We start from the raw sequence: 19,733 nt of genomic DNA, 5'->3' as shown, positions 1-19,733 counted from the left end.
CAAAACTAGCGAGTGATCCACAGCGTGGGCCAGGCGTCTGGCCCATTCCAGCTATCGCAGCTTGGCTCTTCCGCGTAGCGCACCAGGCGGAAGCGCTGGCCATCAAAACGCCAGCGCGTCTGGATCCCGCAGTCTCCAATACCGCGTCCCAGCGCCAGCGTCGTCAACTCGCGCGTTTTCTCATCAAAGCGGGCGTTCATCAGCTCCATGTCGCTGCTCTGGCTGGAGGGGGTGAACGGCAGACGTAACCTGACGCTACGGGCGGCGAACGGTTTTTTACGCGAGACCTGCCACGCCAGATCGACCGTGTTATAGGCCCCCGCTTCACAGCTGACGATCAACAGCGCTTTGTCATCCGTTAATGCAGTGACGCGTACTTCACGACGGTTAGGATCCAGCGAGCACTGGCTGTTGTTCATCCGCCACGTCCCATAATCCAGCAGATCGTTCAGCTCGCTATGCGTCAGCGGCGTCGGCGTCGGGTTCACCACGGTCACCTTTTTTAATGCCGGTGCAGGAGGCACGCTGAGCGGCGGGCTATCTCCTTTTTTAATCCATGCCGTTTCGCTGCCAACGCGCTTCTGCTGGGCGTCGATAAACAGCAGCGCCGCCTTCAGACCGACCAGCGAGATCGTCTGCTTCCCCCCGCGCAGGGTCAGCGCCTGCCCTTCCTGAATGGTTTTCAGAAACGTGGTGATGGTACCCGCATCGTCAGTTTTGAGATGCCAGGGGGTTAACTGCCAGTGCTGCGAATTGAGCTTTAACGGAACGTTGTCGAGCAGCAGGCGCGGGGCAATGTCAGGCTCTTTAACCGGCGGGGCCGAAAGCCCGCCGAGATCGATGCGCAGGCTGGCGTCCGTTTTCGCGCCTGCGCTACGGCTCAGCGTCATGACCAGACCGCGATGCTCGCCGGTATTCCGGGCAACACAAAAATTCTGGTTATTGCAGGTAACCTGCCAGTCTGAAAAAGACTGCTGCGCGGGCGCAGCCCACACCAGAGGTGCGGGTAGCACGCAGAAAAAGAAGAGAAGCAAAACGCAGTAGCGCATGAATGGCACAGCCCCGGAAACGAAAAGGTCAATCTGGGGCGTATCTTCGTGCCCAGGGCGAGCGGGCTCAATCGGATTTATCGGATAGATTTATCTGAAATACACGTTATCACGACATCGGTTTAGGGTTCATTAAGCCGCTGGTTTGCAGATACTGTAACAGGATCACCGCTTTACCGTCGCGGATCTCGCCGCTTTTCACCATCTCAACGGCCTGGGTGAAAGGCATTTCCAGCACTTCAATGTCTTCATCCTCCACGCCGCCGCCGCGATGCGTGCGCTGGGCATCGGTGTATTCCGCAATGAAGAAATGGACCAGCTCGGTCACCCCGCCGGGGGACATGAAAAGCTCAAAGACTTTTTGCACCTCGCCCACTTCAAAACCGGTCTCCTCAACGGCCTCCTTGCGGATGCAGACTTCCGGCTCATCGTCATCAAGCAGGCCGGCGCAGGTTTCAATCAGGCGCCCGTCCGCATTGCCGTTGACCCAGGTCGCGACCCGAAACTGGCGAATCAGCACTACGCTTTGCTTTTCACGGTTATACAGCAGAATGGTTGCGCCATTGCCCCGGTCGTAGACTTCGCGTTTGTGGCGAATCACGTCACCGTTCTTACGGGTTAAATCGTAAGTGATGTTACGCAGGACAAAGTAATTTTCAGAAAGGATTTTGTCTTTGATAACGGTAATGTTCAGGGACATACGGGCTCCACGGCTAAATGAGTCTGTTTATACTACCCCGTGAAGCCCGCTTTGTCGTCCGTCGGCTCAGGCGGCGCGTTACTTCTCGCCAAATTTCAGGTTAATGCCCAAAGCGGCTTTTGGATCAATAACCTTATCTTTAGTATGTATAAGCTATTTGCTCGCCACCGCGTTATCAGGCAATGTACAACTGCCCATGACCTGTGGCTGAGCCATTTTATGCAGAGATCCGTTCCGTGACCGTTAAACGCCCCGTTTCCGGAAGCCTTGCCTGGGCTTTCTTTTCGATCATTGCCCTGTCCGTGCTGACCAGCACCGTCGCGCTGCTGACGCTTGCCAGCAGCCAGCGTGACGCCGAAGCTATCAACATTGCGGGATCGCTGCGCATGCAGAGCTACCGCCTCGGCTACGAGATGCAGCGCAACAGCCCCTCCCTTATGGCGCATCGTGAGAACTGGCAGCGAACGTTAAGCGCGCCTTCCCTGGAGAAGCTGAACCGCTGGTACGTCCCGGACAACGTCAAGGCGCGCTATCAGCAGCTGCATGTGGCCTGGCTGGACATGGACAAGCACATCGCCCGCGGCGACAGCGCATGGTATGACGCTCACATTGAGGATTTTGTCGGCCGTATTGATGCCTTTGTGCTCGCCCTCCAGCACTACACCGAAAATAAAATCCAGACGGTGACGCTCCTCTCTCTGGCTGGCGCGCTCGGGATCCTGCTGCTGACGCTCTTTACCCTGCGGCGCATCCGTCGCCAGGTGGTGTTGCCGCTGAACAACCTGGTGGCCGCCAGCGAACGCATTGAGCGAGGGGAATTTACCACCCCGGCGCCGGACACCGCGCTCCCCAACGAGCTGGGCCAGCTCTCCCGCGCCTTCAACCATATGTCGGGCGAGCTACATACTCTCTATCGGTCGCTCGAAGCCTCCGTCGCGGAAAAGACGCGGCATTTGCATGAAGCCCACCAGCAGCTCGACATGCTGTTCAAATGCTCCCAGGCGCTGAATACCGGGCAGATAGACAGCCTGTGCTTCCGGCATATTTTGCAGATTGTGCATGAATACACGCAGATGAATTACCTGGAGCTACGCACCAGCGACGACTGGCGGCTGTGTGAAGGAACAGAGGTGAGCGGCATTTCTCTGCAAACCCTGCCGGTGCTGATGCAGGATACCCTCTACGGCGAGCTGCGCTGGCAAAGCGAGACGAGCAGCGTTCCTCTTCCGCTGATGAGAAGCGTGGCGACCATGCTCGGACGTGGGCTGTACTTTAACCAGGCGCAGAAGCATTACCAGCAGCTGCTGCTGATGGAGGAGCGCGCCACCATCGCCCGCGAGCTGCATGATTCGCTGGCGCAGGTACTCTCCTATCTGCGGATCCAGCTCACGCTGCTTAAACACGCCGTGCCGGCGGAAAATGCCACCGCGCAGACGATCATCACCGACTTCTCCCGCGAGCTGAACAACGCCTGGCAGCAGCTGCGCGAACTGCTGACCACCTTCCGCCTGACGCTAAACCATGCGAATTTACCCGCGGCGCTGCAGGAGTCCCTCGATGTCCTGCAGAGCCAGACGCAGGCGAAGCTGCACCTCGACTGCCGCCTCTCCACCCTGGCGCTTGACGCGCAGAAGCAGGTGCATTTGCTGCAGATCGTGCGGGAGGCCGTCCTGAATGCGATTAAGCACGCGCAGGCCAGCGAGATCACCGTCAGCTGCGTGACCGCCGTGGACGGCACGCACAGCGTCAGCATTCGCGACAACGGCATCGGGATTGGCGAGGCCAGCGAGCCGCCGGGACACTACGGGCTGAACATTATGCGAGAACGCGCGCAACGGCTCGGCGGAATGCTGCACTTCTCGCAGCCGCAAAACGGCGGCACGCAGGTCAGCGTGACGTTCCCCGCACCCGCGCCGTTAACCGGTAAATAACGGTAAAGGGGGAAGCGCCGGGAAAAGCGCATGATAATTTACATTATCTCCTTTATTTCTCCACGTTTGGCCTGGGCCTTACCGCTAAAGTGATGCGGGCAATAAACAATAATGACGTGCAGCAAAACGAGGTCACACTTTCATGGCGAATTTTTTCATCGATCGCCCCATTTTTGCCTGGGTGCTTGCCATCCTGTTGTGTCTGACAGGTGTCCTGGCGATTACTTCTCTTCCCGTTGAGCAATATCCCGATCTGGCACCGCCTAACGTGCGTGTCACAGCAAACTACCCCGGCGCGTCCGCACAAACGCTGGAAAATACCGTGACGCAGGTTATCGAGCAGAACATGACGGGTCTCGATAACCTGATGTACATGTCCTCCCAAAGCAGCGCCACGGGACAGGCGACTGTCACCCTGAGCTTTGAGGCGGGCACCGACCCGGACGAAGCGGTGCAGCAGGTACAAAACCAGCTGCAGTCGGCCATGCGTAAATTGCCCCAGGCCGTGCAGAACCAGGGCGTCACCGTGCGTAAAACCGGTGATACCAACATTCTGACCATCGCGTTTGTCTCCACCGATGGCTCAATGGATAAACAGGACATTGCGGACTACGTTGCCAGTAATATTCAGGACCCGCTCAGCCGTATTAACGGCGTGGGGGATATCGACGCCTATGGCTCACAGTACTCGATGCGTATCTGGCTGGATCCCAACAAGCTGAACAGCTATCAGATGACGGCAACCGACGTGACGGACGCCATCAAAGCCCAGAACGCCCAAATTGCCGTGGGGCAACTGGGAGGCACGCCTTCCGTCGATAAACAGGCCCTGAACGCCACCATTAATTCGCAATCTCTGCTTCAGACCCCGGACCAGTTCCGCAACATCACCCTGCGCGTGAATCAGGATGGCTCAGAAGTGCGTCTGGGCGACGTTGCTAAGGTGGAAATGGGTGCGGAGAAATACGATTACCTGAGCCGCTTTAACGGCAACCCGGCCTCTGGACTGGGAATTAAGCTGGCCTCCGGCGCAAACGAAATGGCGACGGCGAAGCTGGTATTGGACCGTCTGGATGAGCTGTCGCAGTATTTCCCGCACGGGCTGGAGTACAAAGTCGCCTATGAAACCACCTCCTTCGTTAAAGCCTCGATTGAGGACGTAGTCAAAACCCTGCTGGAAGCGATCGCCCTGGTGTTCCTGGTCATGTACCTGTTCCTGCAAAACTTCCGCGCCACGCTGATCCCCACCATTGCCGTCCCGGTGGTGCTGCTGGGCACCTTTGCGGTGCTTTACGCGTTCGGCTACAGCATCAACACCCTGACGATGTTTGCCATGGTGCTGGCGATTGGTCTGCTGGTTGACGATGCCATCGTGGTGGTCGAAAACGTCGAGCGCATCATGAGCGAAGAGGGGCTTTCCCCGCGCCAGGCGACGCGTAAATCGATGGGACAAATTCAGGGGGCGTTGGTCGGTATCGCGATGGTGCTGTCGGCGGTCTTTATCCCGATGGCCTTCTTTGGCGGTACAACCGGGGCGATTTACCGTCAGTTCTCAATCACCATCGTCTCGGCGATGGTGCTCTCCGTGCTGGTGGCGCTGATCCTCACCCCTGCGCTCTGCGCCACCCTTCTTAAGCCGCTGCACAAAGGGGAACATCACGGCCAGAAAGGGTTCTTCGGCTGGTTTAACCGCATGTTCAACCGCAACGCCGAGCGGTATGAATCTGCCGTCGGTAAAGTGCTACACCGCAGCCTGCGCTGGATGATGATTTACGTTGTGCTGCTGGGCGGCATGGTGTGGCTGTTCCTGCATCTTCCCACCTCGTTCCTGCCGCAGGAAGACCGGGGGATGTTCATCACCTCGGTGCAGCTCCCGAGCGGATCCACCCAGCAGCAGACGCTGAAGGTGGTTCAGAACGTTGAGCAGTACTTCTTCACCAAAGAGAAAAATAACGTTGTTTCGGTCTTCTCTACCGTCGGCTCCGGCCCGGGCGGGAACGGGCAGAACGTCGCCCGCATGTTTGTCCGCCTGAAAGACTGGGACGAACGCGACGCCAGAACAGGAACCTCGTTCGCCATCATTGAACGCGCAACCAAAGCGTTTGCCCGTATTAAAGAGGCGCGCGTCTTTGCCAGCAGCCCGCCCGCGATCAGCGGCCTGGGCAGTTCCGCCGGGTTTGATATGGAGCTGCAGGATCACGCCGGCGCGGGCCACTCGGCTCTGATGGCCGCGCGCGATAAGCTGCTAGAACTAGCAGGGAAAGATCCCGGCCTGACCCGCGTTCGTCACAACGGTCTTGACGACAGCCCGCAGCTTCAGGTGGATATCGACCAGCGTAAGGCGCAGGCGCTGGGCGTGTCGATCGACGATATCAACGACACCCTGCAAACCGCATGGGGCTCAAGCTACGTAAATGACTTTATGGATCGCGGCCGCGTGAAAAAAGTGTATGTCCAGGCAGCCGCGCCGTTCCGCATGTTGCCGGATGATATTAACCGCTGGTTTGTACGCAATAATTCTGGCGGGATGGTCCCCTTCTCCGCCTTTGCCACGTCGCGCTGGGAGAGCGGTTCGCCGCGCCTGGAGCGCTATAACGGCTATTCGGCAGTTGAAATCGTCGGGGAAGCCGCGCCGGGCGTCAGCACCGGTACCGCCATGGACACCATGGAAAAACTGGTGCAGCAGTTGCCTGCCGGTTTTGGTCTGGAATGGACGGCCATGTCTTACCAGGAACGCCTCTCCGGGGCGCAGGCCCCTGCTCTCTATGCGCTTTCTTTGCTGGTGGTCTTCCTCTGCCTTGCCGCGCTGTATGAGAGCTGGTCGGTTCCGTTCTCGGTCATGCTGGTGGTGCCGCTTGGGGTTATCGGTGCGCTGCTGGCGACCTGGATGCGCGGCCTGGAGAACGACGTTTACTTCCAGGTGGGGCTACTTACGGTGATCGGCTTGTCGGCGAAAAACGCCATTCTGATCGTTGAGTTTGCCAACGAGATGAATGCCAAAGGCCACGAGTTGATGGCCGCCACGCTGCACGCCTGCCGCCAGCGCCTACGTCCGATCCTGATGACCTCACTGGCGTTTATTTTTGGCGTACTGCCGATGGCAACCAGCACGGGTGCAGGCTCAAGCAGCCAGCATGCGGTGGGTACCGGCGTCATGGGGGGGATGATTTCGGCCACCATCCTGGCGATTTATTTTGTGCCGCTGTTCTTTGTGCTGGTGCGTCGTCGCTTCCCGCTCCGGGAGCGACAGGAATAACCCGCAGTCATAAAAAAGGCGGCTTAATCGGCCGCCTTTTTATTGTGTGATTAATTCACACTATGGTTATTTTACTTATTTTAGTGCTCTTGCAATTCTTACTGAATGTCATTTACGAAGCATGCCTTCGATAAAATCTTTCCAGTTCCCCAGTTCACGTTCAATCATAACAACCTCTCTTATTATTATGCGCATTCTACGAAAACGTATCATCATTGTGAAGACTGTTTAACCAATCGCTGTGATTGTACCCCGCCACCGTTGGGGATTTATGATAAATATGAATGGAGGAGTTTAAATTTTGTGTGACGGCCAGCAATATTTTGAAATAGCCCTACGAACGGGTGAGTTTTATTTTACGCGCTGAGTTTATTCAGAATTTAAACACGGTGGACATCTATGCTTAAATGGTGAAAGTATATTCAGCGTACAAGTGTGAGTTGAATTAAGAAGAAGTGTAAATCCAGAACATTCCTGAGTGTGTTATATTCCACCTAAAGATATATCTTCGAATTTACTGAACGTTTAATCGCCATAAGAGCAAAAGGATTCAACATGGTTGTGATGTACGGCATTAAAAATTGCGACACCATCAAAAAAGCACGCCGCTGGCTGGAAACTAATAACGTCGAGTACCGCTTCCACGATTATCGTGCCGACGGGCTTGATGCAGAATTTCTGCATACCGCCATTAACGAACTGGGATGGGAAGCGCTGCTGAACACCCGCGGCACCACCTGGCGTAAGCTGGACGAATCCGTGCGCGCCAGCATCGTTGACGCCGACAGCGCGGCAAAGTTGATGCTCGACATGCCGGCAATTATCAAACGCCCATTGCTCTGCAAGCCAGGTCAGCCTATGCTGCTGGGTTTCAGTGAAACCCTTTATTCTGACTTTTTCGTAGAGGTGTAGTGTATGTCATGCCCGGTCATTGAGCTGACTCAACAGCTTATTCGCCGTCCCTCCCTTAGCCCGGACGACGCAGGTTGTCAGGCATTAATGATTGAGCGCCTGCGCGCCATCGGTTTTACCGTTGAGCGCATGGATTTTGGCGACACCCAGAACTTCTGGGCATGGCGCGGCCAAGGCGAAACGCTGGCCTTTGCCGGGCACACTGACGTCGTTCCCGCGGGTGACGCTGATCGCTGGATTAATCCGCCGTTTGAGCCGACCATCCGCGATGGCATGCTCTTCGGCCGCGGCGCGGCAGACATGAAAGGCTCGCTGGCGGCGATGGTTGTGGCGGCAGAGCGCTTTGTGGCTCAGCATCCGAACCACAAAAACCGTCTCGCGTTCTTGATTACCTCCGATGAAGAAGCCAGCGCCCATAACGGTACCGTGAAGGTCGTTGAGGCGCTGATGGCGCGCAATGAACGTCTTGACTACTGTCTGGTCGGCGAGCCGTCCAGTACCGAAGTGGTGGGTGATGTCGTCAAAAATGGTCGCCGCGGCTCGCTGACCTGTAACCTGACCATACATGGGGTTCAGGGGCATGTGGCCTACCCGCATCTGGCCGATAACCCGGTCCACCGCGCCGCGCCAATGCTGAACGAACTGGTAGGCATCGAGTGGGATAAAGGCAACGAGTTCTTCCCGCCGACCAGCATGCAGATCGCCAACGTCAAGGCCGGAACCGGCAGCAACAACGTCATCCCGGGAGACTTCTTCGTCCAGTTCAACTTCCGCTTCAGTACCGAACTGACCGACGAGACGATCAAAGCGCGCGTTGTCGCTCTGCTGGAAAAATACAACCTGCGCTACACCGTTGACTGGTGGCTTTCCGGCCAGCCGTTCCTGACGCAGCGCGGCAAGCTGGTGGATGCGGTGGTGAACGCCATTGAGCACTATAATGAAATTAAGCCGCAGCTGCTGACGACGGGCGGCACCTCAGACGGACGCTTTATCGCCCGCATGGGTGCACAGGTTGTCGAACTGGGTCCGGTTAACGCGACGATTCACAAAATCAACGAGTGTGTGAACGCAGCCGATTTACAACTGCTGGCCCGCATGTATCAACGTATTATGGAGCAACTCGTCGCCTGATGAGCGCTCAGAGAGGAATAGCGAATGGATTGGCTTGCAAAGTACTGGTGGATTCTGGTGCTGGTGTTTCTGGTGGGTGTATTGCTTAACGTGATTAAAGACCTTAAGCGCGTTGACCACAAAAAGTTTCTCGCGAATAAGCCGGATCTCCCGCCGCACCGTGATTTTAACGACAAGTGGGACGATGACGACGACTGGCCGAAGAAGGACCAGAAGAAGTAATCGGTCTGTATCCCCTCTCCTGTGGAGAGGGGATAACCTCACATAAACTCAACAATATCATCATCATTCGGCTTACCGCCGCTGAGCGCTTCATCAAAGTAGTGCTTCGGCACGGTATAGCGCAGATGGTCGAGCGCAAACTGCATGCTGCGGTCGTCGATCGCGTGGCCCAGATCGTCAACAATATCCAGCGTCACATCCCCGCCCTCACGCACCAGCGCTTCCTGGGCAGCTACCGCATGCGAAAGCTCAATCACCCGATCTTCACCACCGTGAATGAGATGGATGGTGGTCTGCGTGGTCGCGCTTGTCGGTAGCGTTGCATAACGCCCGTTAAAGGCGATGACGCGTGAAGCCAGGCCGGGCTGCGCTTTTACGCTTTCCAGCGACATGATTGACCCCTGCGAGAAGCCAATCAGCGCCGTTGCGTCAGCGCCTACGCCGCTCTGCTGCTGCCAGTAGCGCACGATGTCGATAAACGTGGGCATGATCGCATCAATGCGCGCCTGACGGTTCTCCTCCGTCACGCCCTGAACCGGGAACCACTGCCGTCCGTCTGGACCGCACGGCTCCACGCCGCCGATGCTGACGATCAATGCTTCCGGAAAAACGGGCGCAAACCAGCGGCCAATCTGTCCCATATTGACGGCATTATCGCCCACGCCATGAAACAGGAGCAGTAACTGTTTAGCCGGTTTGTCAGGGCTTTGAACAACAAAATGGTCGTGTTTCATGGCGGTCTCCTTAATTGATGAGCAGGATTTTACGCCTCTGCGGGGTAATGACCATGCCACTTTACTGAAGAAGTCATTGAAAAAATTGCCATTGCAAAATGTCGGCTTTCAGCTGCTGGCAGCGGGAATAATCAAGGCTCTCAAGCGCTTGCGCGGTTTCACTCCGCAGTTTAGCCAGCAGCGCTTTTCGCCCCTTCTCCTCCGTCTTACCCTCTATTTTCCCGCGCAACGCCGGGAGCGGCATGTCTGTGGCTAACATCAGCCGCGTCAGGGCAGCAACCGAGGTTGAAAATGCCCGGTGCGCAAAGGCAAACCCCGCCAGCTCCAGCCAGTCGTCACTATTAAGGGTAGCTTCCCAGGCATCGGTCACCGGGATCTTTTCGCCGTTCCAGGCTGAAAGAACGCGCATATCACGACACAGGCGCTGGTGCTCCTGCGCGCACAGGCGGTGCCCGGCCTCGCTATGCGGCAGTAAGGCCATCGCCGTGTAGCACCCGCTGCTGGCTTCCCGATGGCTGCCCATTCGCACCAGCACAAAGCCGCACTGCCGCCAGAAACGCCACAGCTCGTCGGTATAGCCAAAGCTTACCGAGAGATAATCTTCACCGCTGACGCTGCGAATAAGCCGCTGGCCGATGCCTTCCCGTTGACGGTGGGGATGCACCGCAATGCGGCTAATCCGCCGCCCCTTCAGCGTCGCTGCGAGAGGCGACCCGCCGTGCGCCGCCAGTGACTGCGCCACAAGGTTCCCGCGAGGACGACGAAAGCCCGCCCACACCGCGCGGCTCAGTTCGGGGGGCAATCCCCCCTCTTCCACCAGCCAGAGCGCGCCCGACATATCCGCCCCCGCGTGTGCAACCGCAAAGTACTGTCCGGGGGCGTCCATCATCCGGCGTAAATCGAGCGGGGACGTCCGGTAGTGCGCGGCACACAGCAGTTCATACACGCTTGCCACGCGCGCCGGGTCGCTCTCCCACATCCGCGGCTCTAGCGACCGTAAACGCACGTCACCTTCCGGTTTACGGTCAATAAGCGCGTCGTCAAACAGCAGCGTATTCGCCACTATCCGCTCAAGCGGACACCCGGCCGCCCAGCGAATGGGGGTGGTTAAGGTATAGCGCCGCAGCCCGCTGAACCGGGCGCAGAACTTAAGCAGAAACCCCCTGCCCGTACCTTCATAACCCTGGACCGTGGTGGTCAGCAACACGCGGGGAAAGCGCGACACCAGCTTGTCCAGCAGCGGGCCGGGGATGGCTGCGGCTTCATCAACAATCAGCCAGTCGGCTTCTGTCGTGGAGGCCAGCAGCGCATCCGGGGCCATAAAGTGAAAACGCCCGCCAGCGAAGCGCGCAATGACATCCGTTGCCCCTTTGGCCGGTGCAGTGACCACCGCACTCCCCTGAATGCTGTTGAGCAGCATCCCCGCGAGGGCTGACTTTCCGCGCCCCCGCGGTGCCGTAACGGCAGCGACGCCCGCAGGCATGGTCAGAAGCGCGTCGAGGATCTCCGCCTGCTCGCGCTGCGGCTCGCCGCTGGCTGGCTGCCAGGCGGGCGAATCCGGCGCAGCGGGAAGAGAGAGAGGACGATGCTGTTGCCAGACGATCGCATCCGCATCGGCGGCAAGCGTCCGGCAAAAATGGTGAACGAAGCGCGGGGTGGCGATGGGTTCTGCGCTGTCGCTCCAGCGCACGGAATCGCCGTCGGGCCTGTCGGCCCAGTCAGCGAGAGGCGGCACCAGCAGCACCAGCAGGCTTCCGGCGCGCAGCGTCCCGCTGAGTGCGGCAAAGGCTGAGACATCAAACCCGGCACGCGCGTCAAAAACGGCGTGCAGGTATTCGCGCCCCAGCAGCCCGCTAACGGCTTTTGAGGGATTCTCATCCAGCCACAGCCAGTCTCCCGGCAAGGCATCACGCAGGCCAGCCGCCTGGCTCAACGTCCATTGTTCATCGCCAGTGAGCACCACCAGACGGCGGTGGCCGGTACGCTCAAGCTCGCGCGTCAGATGTTCAAACGACACCATCACATGGCTTTGCCGAAGGTATTACACTGGGCCGGATCGCCGCTGTCAAAGCCGCGCTTGAACCAGCTGTAGCGCTGCTGTGACGTACCGTGAGTGAAGCTGTCCGGCACGACATGACCCTGGCTCTGCTGCTGCAAACGGTCGTCGCCGATGGCCTCAGCCGCGTTTAATGCCTCTTCAAGATCCCCGGATTCCAGCACGCCCTGCTGCTGCATGCTGTGGCCCCAGACGCCCGCGAAGCAGTCCGCCTGCAGTTCCATTTTGACGGAAAGGCGGTTCACTTCGGCCTGAGACGCGTTCTGCTGAAGCTGGCGCACTTTGGGCTCAATCCCCAGCAGCTTTTGCACGTGATGGCCGACTTCATGCGCGATAACGTAGCCCTGAGCAAAATCACCGTCAGCGCCAAGCTTGCGTTTCATGTCATCGTAAAAAGAGAGATCGATATAGACGGTGCCGTCTGCCGGGCAGTAGAACGGCCCCATAACAGATTGCCCGGTACCGCATCCGGTGCGGGTTGCGCCCCGGTACATCACCAGCTTCGGCTGCTGGTAGGTGCGCCCCATCTTCTCGAACTGCTGACTCCAGGTGTCTTCAGTTGTGGCGAGAATAACGGAGGTAAATTTGGCCGCTTCATCTTCATTCGGGCTGATGGAGCGCTGAGAATGCTGTTGCTGCTGCAGCGGTTGACCGGTCATCAGACCGGTGAGGTCGACCCCGTAGTAACCTGCGACCAGCACCACAATCAGCAGGATGATACCGCCCTTGCCGCTGGGTAAGCGGAAGCCGGGCCCGCCCATTGAAGGACCGCCGCCACCATCACTGCGTCTGTCTTCTACATTGTCACTTTCACGACGCCCTTGCCAGCGCATAACCACCTCGAACTATTCCATTAATAATAGCTATGATCGTAGGCGGTTAACGGCAAGATTACCATAGGAAACAAAGGTAAGACGCCAAAGGATGCGAACATCCTTTGGCAACTGAGGAACTTAGTCGAGCTTAACGCCTAAACGGTGAGCTACCGCCTCGTAGGCTTCAATCAGGCCACCCAGGCTCTGACGGAAACGGTCTTTGTCCATTTTATCCAGGGTTTCTTTATCCCACAGGCGACTGCCGTCCGGGGAGAACTCGTCGCCCAGCACTACTTCACCTTTGAACAGACCAAACTCCAGCTTGAAGTCGACGAGGATCAGGCCCGCGTCATCAAACAGCTTTTTCAGCACGTCGTTGGCTTTGTAGGTCAGTTCCTGCATGCGCGCCAGGTTCTCTTTGCTCACCCAGCCGAAGGTTTCGCAGTAGGATTCGTTGACCATTGGGTCATGCATGGCATCGTTTTTCAGGAACAGGTCGAACAGCGGTGGATTCAGCTCGATACCTTCTTCAATGCCCAGACGCTTCACCAGGGAGCCTGCCGCACGGTTACGAATCACGCACTCAACCGGAACCATATCCAGTTTTTTCACCAGACATTCCGTATCGGACAGCAACGCTTCCATCTGGGTCGGGATACCCGCTTCGGCCAGTTTGGTCATAATGAAGTGGTTGAACTTGTTGTTCACCATGCCTTTACGATCGAACTGCTCAATGCGTGCGCCATCCCCTGCTGACGTATCATTGCGGAACTCGAGCACCAACAGATCCGGGTTCTCCGTGCTGTATACGGTCTTCGCTTTGCCACGATACAACTCAGCTTGCTTCTGCATCTTCATTACTCCTGGTGTGATAATTTGCGTTCAAAACGGGGTATATTATGCCACGCACACGTTTGCGTGGCACGAAAATAAAAAGGGCGGGATTAACCCGCCCTCGTATTTATTTGCTGAATGCTGCCTGGAAGACAGCGACCAGCGCATCGTTCTGCGCCTGGGTCAGCGTGTGACCTTTTGGATCAATAAACTGCAGGCTGCTGCGGTTATCGAGGTCACCTACCTGAATCTTGTAATCACCGGAGGCAAGCTGAGGATCTTTGGCGCCCAGTTCCTGCCACGCGCTGTCGGACAGCGGCTTATAGGTCGCCGTCATGCTGCCGGTTGAACGGGTGCTGTCGGTCACTTTCATGCCCACTTTTTCCAGCGTCGCTGGCAGGCGCTGCCAGGTCTGGTTAAACGGTGCACGCACCACCAGCATTGGCAGACCGGTGTCATCCGCGCCGCTCTGAACGTCGTACGTGACGCCGTTACGGTTTTGCGCGGCGTTCGCGGCATCGGTAGCGGTCTTATCCAGACCTGCGGCGATCACGTTCAGCATTTCAGTGCTGTAACGCTGCATAGAGGCGGCATCCGCAACTGGTTTACCCGCCTGCTCCAGGTTCAACAGCTTAACGTTAACCGCCTGCTGGTAACCCTGTGGTTTCACGGAGACCTGATAGCGTCCACGGTACTGCTGATCTTCATCAAGACGGTTCCACTCGATCCAGTCGGTGGTTAACGTCTGGCTGGCGTCATCTCGCTTATCAATGGTGTAATTCTTCGCCTGAATAACGCTGACGACCTGTGGCCACAGATTGCTTCCGCGCGCGCTTTCAACCAGCAGAGACGCCGTATCACCGGTGAACTGGGTACGCGCCCCGCTTACCAGCGCCAGAGGCTGTGCTGGCGGACGAATATCAAGCGCTTTACCAACCAGGCCGCTGCCGTTGGTCACGGGAATATTATAATCGCCGTTTTGAATCGGCAGGATCATACCAGCCGGTGCATGAAGTTCAGCAAGCGGGGTCGCATCCAGATAGGATTCATCACCGCTCACCTGGCGCTTGTAGCGCGAGTCTGAACTACAGGCAGCGAGCAGCATAACAAGCGAAACACTCGCAACCTTCGCCAGGCGCGACTTCTGTACTGAATAAGCCATCAAATCTCCCTAAACTTTACAGCAAACCGGCATGCTTCAGCGCTGCCCTGACGATGTCGCGACCGTGGTCGGTAATCGGTGTCATTGGCAAACGCAGCGTATCGGATGCTACAAGCCCCAACTCCTTACACGCCCATTTCACTGGGATCGGATTGGGTTCGACAAATAATTTATTGTGCAACGGCATCAGACGCTGATTAATGACACGCGCTTCATTATAGTGACCGGCTGCGGCCAGTTTGCACATTTCAGCCATATCGCGCGCCGCAACGTTCGCCGTTACGGAGATCACGCCATGACCACCAAGCTGCATAAAGTCCAGCGAGGTCGCATCATCACCACTCAACAGGATAAAGTCGTCTGAAACCAGCTCTTTGATCTGATGAACGCGGCTTAAGTTCCCTGTCGCCTCTTTAATACCGATAATATTTTTTACTTCCGAGAGACGACCAACGGTTTCCGGCAGCATATCGCAGCCGGTACGGGACGGCACATTATACAGAATTTGTGGCAAGTCAGTATGTTCAGCGATGGCTTTGAAGTGCTGGAACAAACCTTCCTGAGTAGGACGGTTGTAGTAAGGGGTGACCGTCAGACAGCCCACGATGCCGCTGTCGTTAAAACGTTTGGTCAGGCTGATCGCTTCTGCGGTCGCATTAGCACCTGTCCCCGCAATGACCGGAATACGTCCGTCAGCCAGTTCCAGGGTCAGCATAACCACATCGCCGTGCTCTTCGTGGCTCAGCGTTGCAGATTCACCGGTAGTCCCTACCGAAACGATCGCCGAGGTTCCATTGGCGACATGGTAATCAATCAGCTTTTTCATGCTGGACCGGCAGACATTACCTTTTTCATCCATCGGTGTAACAAGCGCGACAATACTTCCCGTGAACATGAGCCATCCTCTGTGCGAACAAGAGCCTCAATGGTACGTTTGGAACTGTAATAAAAGCAAGCGACCTGAGGCCCTCTGGCGGTTGTATGCACGTTTTTTTTATGCTTTCCTTAGGAAGACTTAACCATGCAAAGGAAGAACAGGTTTGACAACCTCATCACAACATTACCTGGTTATCACCGCGCTGGGTGCCGACAGGCCGGGTATCGTGAACACCATCACCCGTCACGTGAGCAGCTGCGGCTGTAACATCGAAGACAGCCGCCTGGCGATGCTCGGCGAAGAGTTCACGTTTATCATGCTGCTGTCCGGAACATGGAATGCCATTACCCTTATTGAATCCACCCTGCCGCTGAAAGGCGCGGAGCTGGATTTACTGATCGTCATGAAGCGCACCACCGCGCGCCCGCGTCCGGCCATGCCCGCGACCGTCTGGGTGCAGGTTGAAGTCCCTGATTCTCCGCATCTGATTGAGCGCTTTACCGCGCTGTTCGACAGCCATCAGATGAACATTGCGGAACTCGTCTCCCGCACGCAGCCGGGCGACGAAAGCACCGTTCCCACGCTCTTTATTCAAATTACCGCACACAGCCCTGCCTCGCAGGATGCGTCAAATATCGAGCAAGCGTTCAAAGCCCTCTGTACAGAATTAAACGCGCAGGGCAGTATAAGCGTCGTCAATTATTCGCAGCACGAACAGGATGGAGTTGAGTAATGAATCCACTGAAAGCCGGTGATATCGCACCGAAATTTAGCTTACCGGATCAAGACGGTGAGCAAGTAAATTTGACCGACTTCCAGGGACAGCGTGTTCTGGTCTATTTCTACCCGAAAGCCATGACCCCCGGCTGCACCGTACAGGCCTGCGGCTTACGCGACAACATGGACGAGTTGAAGAAAGTCGGCGTGGAAGTGCTGGGAATCAGCACGGATAAACCAGAAAAGCTGTCACGATTTGCGGAAAAAGAGCTGCTGAACTTCACGCTGCTTTCCGACGAAGACCACCAGGTCTGCGAGCAGTTCGGCGTTTGGGGTGAAAAGACCTTTATGGGTAAAACCTACGACGGCATTCACCGCATCAGCTTCCTGATTGACGCTGACGGTAAAGTTGAACATGTGTTTGACGACTTCAAAACCAGCAACCACCACGACGTGGTGTTGAACTGGCTGAAACAAAGCGCCTGATAAACAGCAAAACGGCAACCCAGGTTGCCGTTTTTAGTGTTTTCCCCCTCTCCCACAGGGAGAGGGTCGGGGTGAGGGCATCAGGCCGCACAAAATCTACTTCTCTTCCACCGCAGGCACATCCGGCCACGCGTGCACCACCGCTTTAATCAGCGTCGCCAGCGGAATGGCAAAGAACACGCCCCAGAATCCCCACAGCCCGCCGAAAATCACCACCGACAGGATAATCACCAGCGGATGCAGGTTCACGGCCTCGGAGAACAGCACCGGCACCAGCAGGTTACCGTCCAGCCCCTGAATGATCAGGTACACCGCGAAGCAGCTCCAGAACTCAGTACCCAGCCCAAACTGGAACAGCGCAACGCCCACCACCGGAATGGTTACCACAAACGCGCCGATATACGGGATCAGAACCGAAAATCCGACCAGCACCGCCAGCAACAGCGAGTAGTTCAGGCCGAAGATCAGGAAGCCAATCCAGGTCGCCACGCCCACCACGATCATCTCCAGCACCTTGCCGCGAATGTAGTTGGTGATCTGCTGGTTCATCTCCTGCCAGACCTGCCCGGCCAGCCCGCGATTGCGCGGCAGCACGCGGCGTACCGCGTTCAGCATCTGCTCTTTGTCCTTGACCAGGAAGAACACCATTAGCGGCACGAGCACAAGATAGACGGCCAGCGTCAGCAGACCCACCAGCGAGGCCAGAGAGTATTTCACCACCGAATCGCCCATCGTCATGATGCGGGCGCGCATGTTTTCGGCCATCGCATCTATGATCCCCGCATCCATCAGCGCGGGGTAACGACGCGGCAGCGTGGCGGCGAAATCAGACAGCTTGTTCAACATGCCGGGCATATCGCGGATCAGGTAGATCCCCTGCTGCCAGGCAACCGGCATCACCACAAATGCCATCAGTAGCAGAATGCCGACAAACAGCACCAGCACAATACTCGTTGCCCAGCGGCGCGAACAGCCGATATGTTCCAGGCGCGCCGTTGGCCACTCCAGCAGGTATGCGAGCACAATCGCCACCAGCAGAGGGGCGAGAAGGCCGCTGAAGAAGAACAGAATACCGAACCCGGCAACCAGAATAACCAGCAAAGCAATGGCTTCCGGGTCACTGAACCGACGCCGATACCACTGCATTAACATTTCGAGCATACAACCCTTCCCTGAATCGATTGGCGGGAGTGAGACGGTGAATTGTATCTAACTGTCACAAAAAAGACTTTCGCTTTTTGTATCCCTGTCACAATCCGCAAAAGCCTGATGAATGGGATTTTCTTCATGCGGTAACACGGCTACACTCGCAGGGCAGCAGAGATGAACGATATGCCGGTTCATCGGTCAAATTAGCACCTCCAACATACAGGACAGTGGTTATGTTCAGGCAGTTGAGAAAAACACTGGTTGCAACACTGATTGCCGCAGTGACGGTCGGTCAGGTGTTGCCCGCTTTCGCTGACTCGTCCGATTCATTGCCGGACATGGGCACCACGGCAGGAAGCACGCTCTCTATCGGGCAAGAGATGCAGATGGGTGATTACTATGTGCGCCAGCTGCGCGGTAGCGCCCCGCTGATCAACGACCCTTTGCTGGTGCAGTACATTAACGGGCTGGGGATGCGCCTGGTGGCGCACGCCGATTCGGTAAAAACGCCCTTCCACTTCTATTTGATTAATAACGACGAAATCAACGCCTTCGCCTTTTTCGGCGGAAACGTGGTGCTGCATTCGGCGTTATTCCGTTACTCAGACAACGAAAGCCAGCTGGCTTCGGTAATGGCGCACGAAATTTCGCACGTTACCCAGCGCCACCTCGCGCGTGCAATGGAAGACCAGAAACGTAACGCCCCGCTCACCTGGGTGGGTGCACTGGGCTCTATTCTGCTGGCGATGGCCAGCCCGCAGGCCGGGATGGCGGCCCTGACCGGTACGCTTGCGGGAACACGTCAGGGGATGATCAGCTTCACCCAGCAAAACGAGCAGGAAGCTGACCGCATCGGCATTCAGGTTTTACAGCGCTCCGGCTTTGACCCGCAGGCCATGCCGAGCTTCCTGGAAAAACTGCTCGACCAGGCACGGTATTCTTCCCGTCCGCCGGAAATTTTGCTCACCCACCCGCTGCCGGAAAGCCGTCTCTCGGATGCACGCAACCGTGCCAACCAGATGCGCCCGGTGGTCGTGCAGTCTTCGCAGGACTTCTACATGGCGAAAGTAAGAACGCTCGGCATGTACAACTCCGGACGTAACCAGCTCACCAGCGATCTGCTGGATACCCTGGCGAAAGGCAACGTGCGGGAAAAAAATGCCGCGCAGTATGGTCAGGCGCTACAGGCGATGGAAGCCAGTAAATACGACGAGGCGCGTAAAGCGCTGCAGCCGCTGCTAGCAGCCGACCCGAACAATCCGTGGTATCTCGATCTCTCGACGGATATCGATCTGGGGCAGAAGAAAGCCACTGATGCGATTAACCGCCTGAAAGGGGCGAAAGACATACGGACCAACCCGGTGCTGCAGCTTAACCTGGCGAACGCTTACTTGCAGGGCGGTCAGCCTGCGCAGGCCGTAACCATTCTGAACCGCTACACGTTTAACAATAAAGACGACCAGAACGGCTGGGAGCTGCTCGCTCAGGCGCAGGGGCAACTGGGTAACCGCGATCAGGAACTGGCGGCGCGTGCTGAAGGGCTGGCGCTGGCGGGCCGTCTCGATCAGGCTATTTCCCTGCTCAGCAGCGCCAGCTCGCAGGTGAAGCTCGGCAGCCTGCAGCAGGCCCGCTACGACGCGCGCATCGACCAGCTGCGCGGCCTGCAACAACGCTTTAAGCCGTACGAGAAGATGTAATAAAG

The 19,733-nt window shown here is 57.0% G+C and carries 18 protein-coding genes; 8 read left to right on the top strand and 10 right to left on the bottom strand.

The window, feature by feature from the left end; translation table 11 throughout:
* Positions 1-5: 5 nt before the first annotated feature.
* Positions 6-1,049 carry a DUF1176 domain-containing protein gene (locus tag INF77_RS09175; RefSeq protein WP_193532291.1) on the bottom strand — a complete coding sequence of 348 codons (1,044 nt, stop codon included), beginning with the start codon at positions 1,047-1,049 and terminating at the stop codon, positions 6-8.
* Positions 1,050-1,158: 109 nt separating this feature from the next.
* Positions 1,159-1,749, bottom strand: coding sequence for a GDP-mannose pyrophosphatase NudK (nudK, locus tag INF77_RS09170; RefSeq protein ID WP_041908784.1), 591 nt, complete (start codon positions 1,747-1,749; stop codon positions 1,159-1,161).
* A gap of 236 nt (positions 1,750-1,985) precedes the next feature.
* Between nudK and narQ the strand changes: the two genes are divergently transcribed.
* On the top strand, positions 1,986-3,680 hold the full coding sequence (narQ, locus tag INF77_RS09165) for a nitrate/nitrite two-component system sensor histidine kinase NarQ (protein WP_193532290.1): 1,695 nt from the start codon (positions 1,986-1,988) through the stop codon (positions 3,678-3,680).
* Between the two features lie 142 nt (positions 3,681-3,822).
* Positions 3,823-6,936, top strand: coding sequence for a multidrug efflux RND transporter permease AcrD (acrD, locus tag INF77_RS09160; protein WP_028014014.1), 3,114 nt, complete (start codon positions 3,823-3,825; stop codon positions 6,934-6,936).
* A 108-nt stretch (positions 6,937-7,044) separates the two neighbouring features.
* On the opposite strand, the gene ypfM is transcribed toward acrD, so the two are convergent.
* Positions 7,045-7,104, bottom strand: coding sequence for a protein YpfM (ypfM, locus tag INF77_RS09155; RefSeq protein ID WP_015572204.1), 60 nt, complete (start codon positions 7,102-7,104; stop codon positions 7,045-7,047).
* Positions 7,105-7,491: 387 nt separating this feature from the next.
* On the opposite strand from ypfM, the gene INF77_RS09150 reads away from it, so the two are divergent.
* The 3 genes from INF77_RS09150 to INF77_RS09140 are packed head-to-tail and all read left to right on the top strand — an operon-like array spanning position 7,492 to position 9,201.
* Complete coding sequence (locus INF77_RS09150) at positions 7,492-7,848, top strand: ArsC family reductase (RefSeq protein ID WP_045261161.1); 357 nt, start codon at positions 7,492-7,494, stop codon at positions 7,846-7,848.
* A gap of 3 nt (positions 7,849-7,851) precedes the next feature.
* On the top strand, positions 7,852-8,979 hold the full coding sequence (dapE, locus tag INF77_RS09145) for a succinyl-diaminopimelate desuccinylase (RefSeq protein ID WP_028014016.1): 1,128 nt from the start codon (positions 7,852-7,854) through the stop codon (positions 8,977-8,979).
* A gap of 24 nt (positions 8,980-9,003) precedes the next feature.
* Positions 9,004-9,201, top strand: coding sequence for a YpfN family protein (locus tag INF77_RS09140; RefSeq protein ID WP_013098222.1), 198 nt, complete (start codon positions 9,004-9,006; stop codon positions 9,199-9,201).
* A 38-nt stretch (positions 9,202-9,239) separates the two neighbouring features.
* On the opposite strand, the gene ypfH is transcribed toward INF77_RS09140, so the two are convergent.
* The 6 genes from ypfH to dapA all read right to left on the bottom strand — a co-directional run bounded on the left by ypfH (position 9,240) and on the right by dapA (position 15,697).
* Complete coding sequence (gene ypfH / locus INF77_RS09135; RefSeq protein ID WP_028014017.1) at positions 9,240-9,935, bottom strand: esterase; 696 nt, start codon at positions 9,933-9,935, stop codon at positions 9,240-9,242.
* A 73-nt stretch (positions 9,936-10,008) separates the two neighbouring features.
* On the bottom strand, positions 10,009-11,955 hold the full coding sequence (locus tag INF77_RS09130; protein WP_193532308.1) for a tRNA(Met) cytidine acetyltransferase TmcA: 1,947 nt from the start codon (positions 11,953-11,955) through the stop codon (positions 10,009-10,011).
* On the bottom strand, positions 11,955-12,824 hold the full coding sequence (locus INF77_RS09125; RefSeq protein ID WP_041908778.1) for a neutral zinc metallopeptidase: 870 nt from the start codon (positions 12,822-12,824) through the stop codon (positions 11,955-11,957). The genes INF77_RS09130 and INF77_RS09125 overlap by 1 nt, the downstream gene beginning before the upstream one ends.
* A 120-nt stretch (positions 12,825-12,944) precedes the next feature.
* The gene (purC, locus tag INF77_RS09120) at positions 12,945-13,658 is read right to left on the bottom strand and encodes a phosphoribosylaminoimidazolesuccinocarboxamide synthase (RefSeq protein WP_023332985.1); all 714 of its coding nucleotides are present in this window, start codon (positions 13,656-13,658) and stop codon (positions 12,945-12,947) included.
* Between the two features lie 109 nt (positions 13,659-13,767).
* The gene (gene bamC / locus INF77_RS09115; RefSeq protein WP_028014020.1) at positions 13,768-14,802 is read right to left on the bottom strand and encodes an outer membrane protein assembly factor BamC; all 1,035 of its coding nucleotides are present in this window, start codon (positions 14,800-14,802) and stop codon (positions 13,768-13,770) included.
* 16 nt (positions 14,803-14,818) lie between these two features.
* Positions 14,819-15,697 carry a 4-hydroxy-tetrahydrodipicolinate synthase gene (gene dapA / locus INF77_RS09110; RefSeq protein WP_028014021.1) on the bottom strand — a complete coding sequence of 293 codons (879 nt, stop codon included), beginning with the start codon at positions 15,695-15,697 and terminating at the stop codon, positions 14,819-14,821.
* A gap of 145 nt (positions 15,698-15,842) precedes the next feature.
* Here dapA and INF77_RS09105 point away from each other — a divergent pair, with 145 nt between their 5' ends.
* Together INF77_RS09105 and bcp are read left to right on the top strand one after the other, a co-directional pair.
* Positions 15,843-16,412 (top strand): glycine cleavage system transcriptional repressor, encoded by a 570-nt coding sequence (locus INF77_RS09105; protein ID WP_028014022.1) that lies wholly within the window; start codon positions 15,843-15,845, stop codon positions 16,410-16,412.
* Entirely contained in the window at positions 16,412-16,882 is a 471-nt protein-coding gene (bcp, locus tag INF77_RS09100; RefSeq protein WP_014171119.1) for a thioredoxin-dependent thiol peroxidase, read from the top strand. Before INF77_RS09105 ends, bcp begins: the two co-directional genes overlap by 1 nt.
* Positions 16,883-16,978: 96 nt before the next feature.
* Here bcp and INF77_RS09095 read toward each other — a convergent pair whose 3' ends face one another.
* Positions 16,979-18,043: an AI-2E family transporter gene (locus INF77_RS09095; protein WP_028014023.1), complete on the bottom strand. Its 1,065-nt coding sequence runs from the start codon at positions 18,041-18,043 to the stop codon at positions 16,979-16,981.
* 221 nt (positions 18,044-18,264) lie between these two features.
* Here INF77_RS09095 and bepA point away from each other — a divergent pair, with 221 nt between their 5' ends.
* Positions 18,265-19,728, top strand: coding sequence for a beta-barrel assembly-enhancing protease (gene bepA, locus INF77_RS09090; RefSeq protein WP_041908772.1), 1,464 nt, complete (start codon positions 18,265-18,267; stop codon positions 19,726-19,728).
* Positions 19,729-19,733: the final 5 nt, after the last annotated feature.

Origin of the sequence: Enterobacter cloacae complex sp. P1B (genome assembly GCF_014982345.1) — a bacterium.
GTDB lineage: Bacteria > Pseudomonadota > Gammaproteobacteria > Enterobacterales > Enterobacteriaceae > Enterobacter > Enterobacter bugandensis.
Note: the sequence above shows the minus strand (reverse complement) of the source record. Positions and strands in the feature narration are given on the sequence as shown.

Excerpts from the sequence above, each read along its gene's own strand:
- INF77_RS09175 (WP_193532291.1), bottom strand. The coding sequence starts at position 1,049 with ATGCGCTACTGCGTTTTGCTTCTCTTCTTTTTCTGCGTGCTACCCGCA.
- nudK (WP_041908784.1), bottom strand. The coding sequence starts at position 1,749 with ATGTCCCTGAACATTACCGTTATCAAAGACAAAATCCTTTCTGAAAAT.
- acrD (WP_028014014.1), top strand. The coding sequence starts at position 3,823 with ATGGCGAATTTTTTCATCGATCGCCCCATTTTTGCCTGGGTGCTTGCC.
- INF77_RS09150 (WP_045261161.1), top strand. The coding sequence starts at position 7,492 with ATGGTTGTGATGTACGGCATTAAAAATTGCGACACCATCAAAAAAGCA.
- dapE (WP_028014016.1), top strand. The coding sequence starts at position 7,852 with ATGTCATGCCCGGTCATTGAGCTGACTCAACAGCTTATTCGCCGTCCC.
- INF77_RS09140 (WP_013098222.1), top strand. The coding sequence starts at position 9,004 with ATGGATTGGCTTGCAAAGTACTGGTGGATTCTGGTGCTGGTGTTTCTG.
- ypfH (WP_028014017.1), bottom strand. The coding sequence starts at position 9,935 with ATGAAACACGACCATTTTGTTGTTCAAAGCCCTGACAAACCGGCTAAA.
- INF77_RS09130 (WP_193532308.1), bottom strand. The coding sequence starts at position 11,955 with ATGGTGTCGTTTGAACATCTGACGCGCGAGCTTGAGCGTACCGGCCAC.
- INF77_RS09125 (WP_041908778.1), bottom strand. The coding sequence starts at position 12,824 with ATGCGCTGGCAAGGGCGTCGTGAAAGTGACAATGTAGAAGACAGACGC.
- purC (WP_023332985.1), bottom strand. The coding sequence starts at position 13,658 with ATGCAGAAGCAAGCTGAGTTGTATCGTGGCAAAGCGAAGACCGTATAC.
- bamC (WP_028014020.1), bottom strand. The coding sequence starts at position 14,802 with ATGGCTTATTCAGTACAGAAGTCGCGCCTGGCGAAGGTTGCGAGTGTT.
- dapA (WP_028014021.1), bottom strand. The coding sequence starts at position 15,697 with ATGTTCACGGGAAGTATTGTCGCGCTTGTTACACCGATGGATGAAAAA.
- bcp (WP_014171119.1), top strand. The coding sequence starts at position 16,412 with ATGAATCCACTGAAAGCCGGTGATATCGCACCGAAATTTAGCTTACCG.
- INF77_RS09095 (WP_028014023.1), bottom strand. The coding sequence starts at position 18,043 with ATGCTCGAAATGTTAATGCAGTGGTATCGGCGTCGGTTCAGTGACCCG.
- bepA (WP_041908772.1), top strand. The coding sequence starts at position 18,265 with ATGTTCAGGCAGTTGAGAAAAACACTGGTTGCAACACTGATTGCCGCA.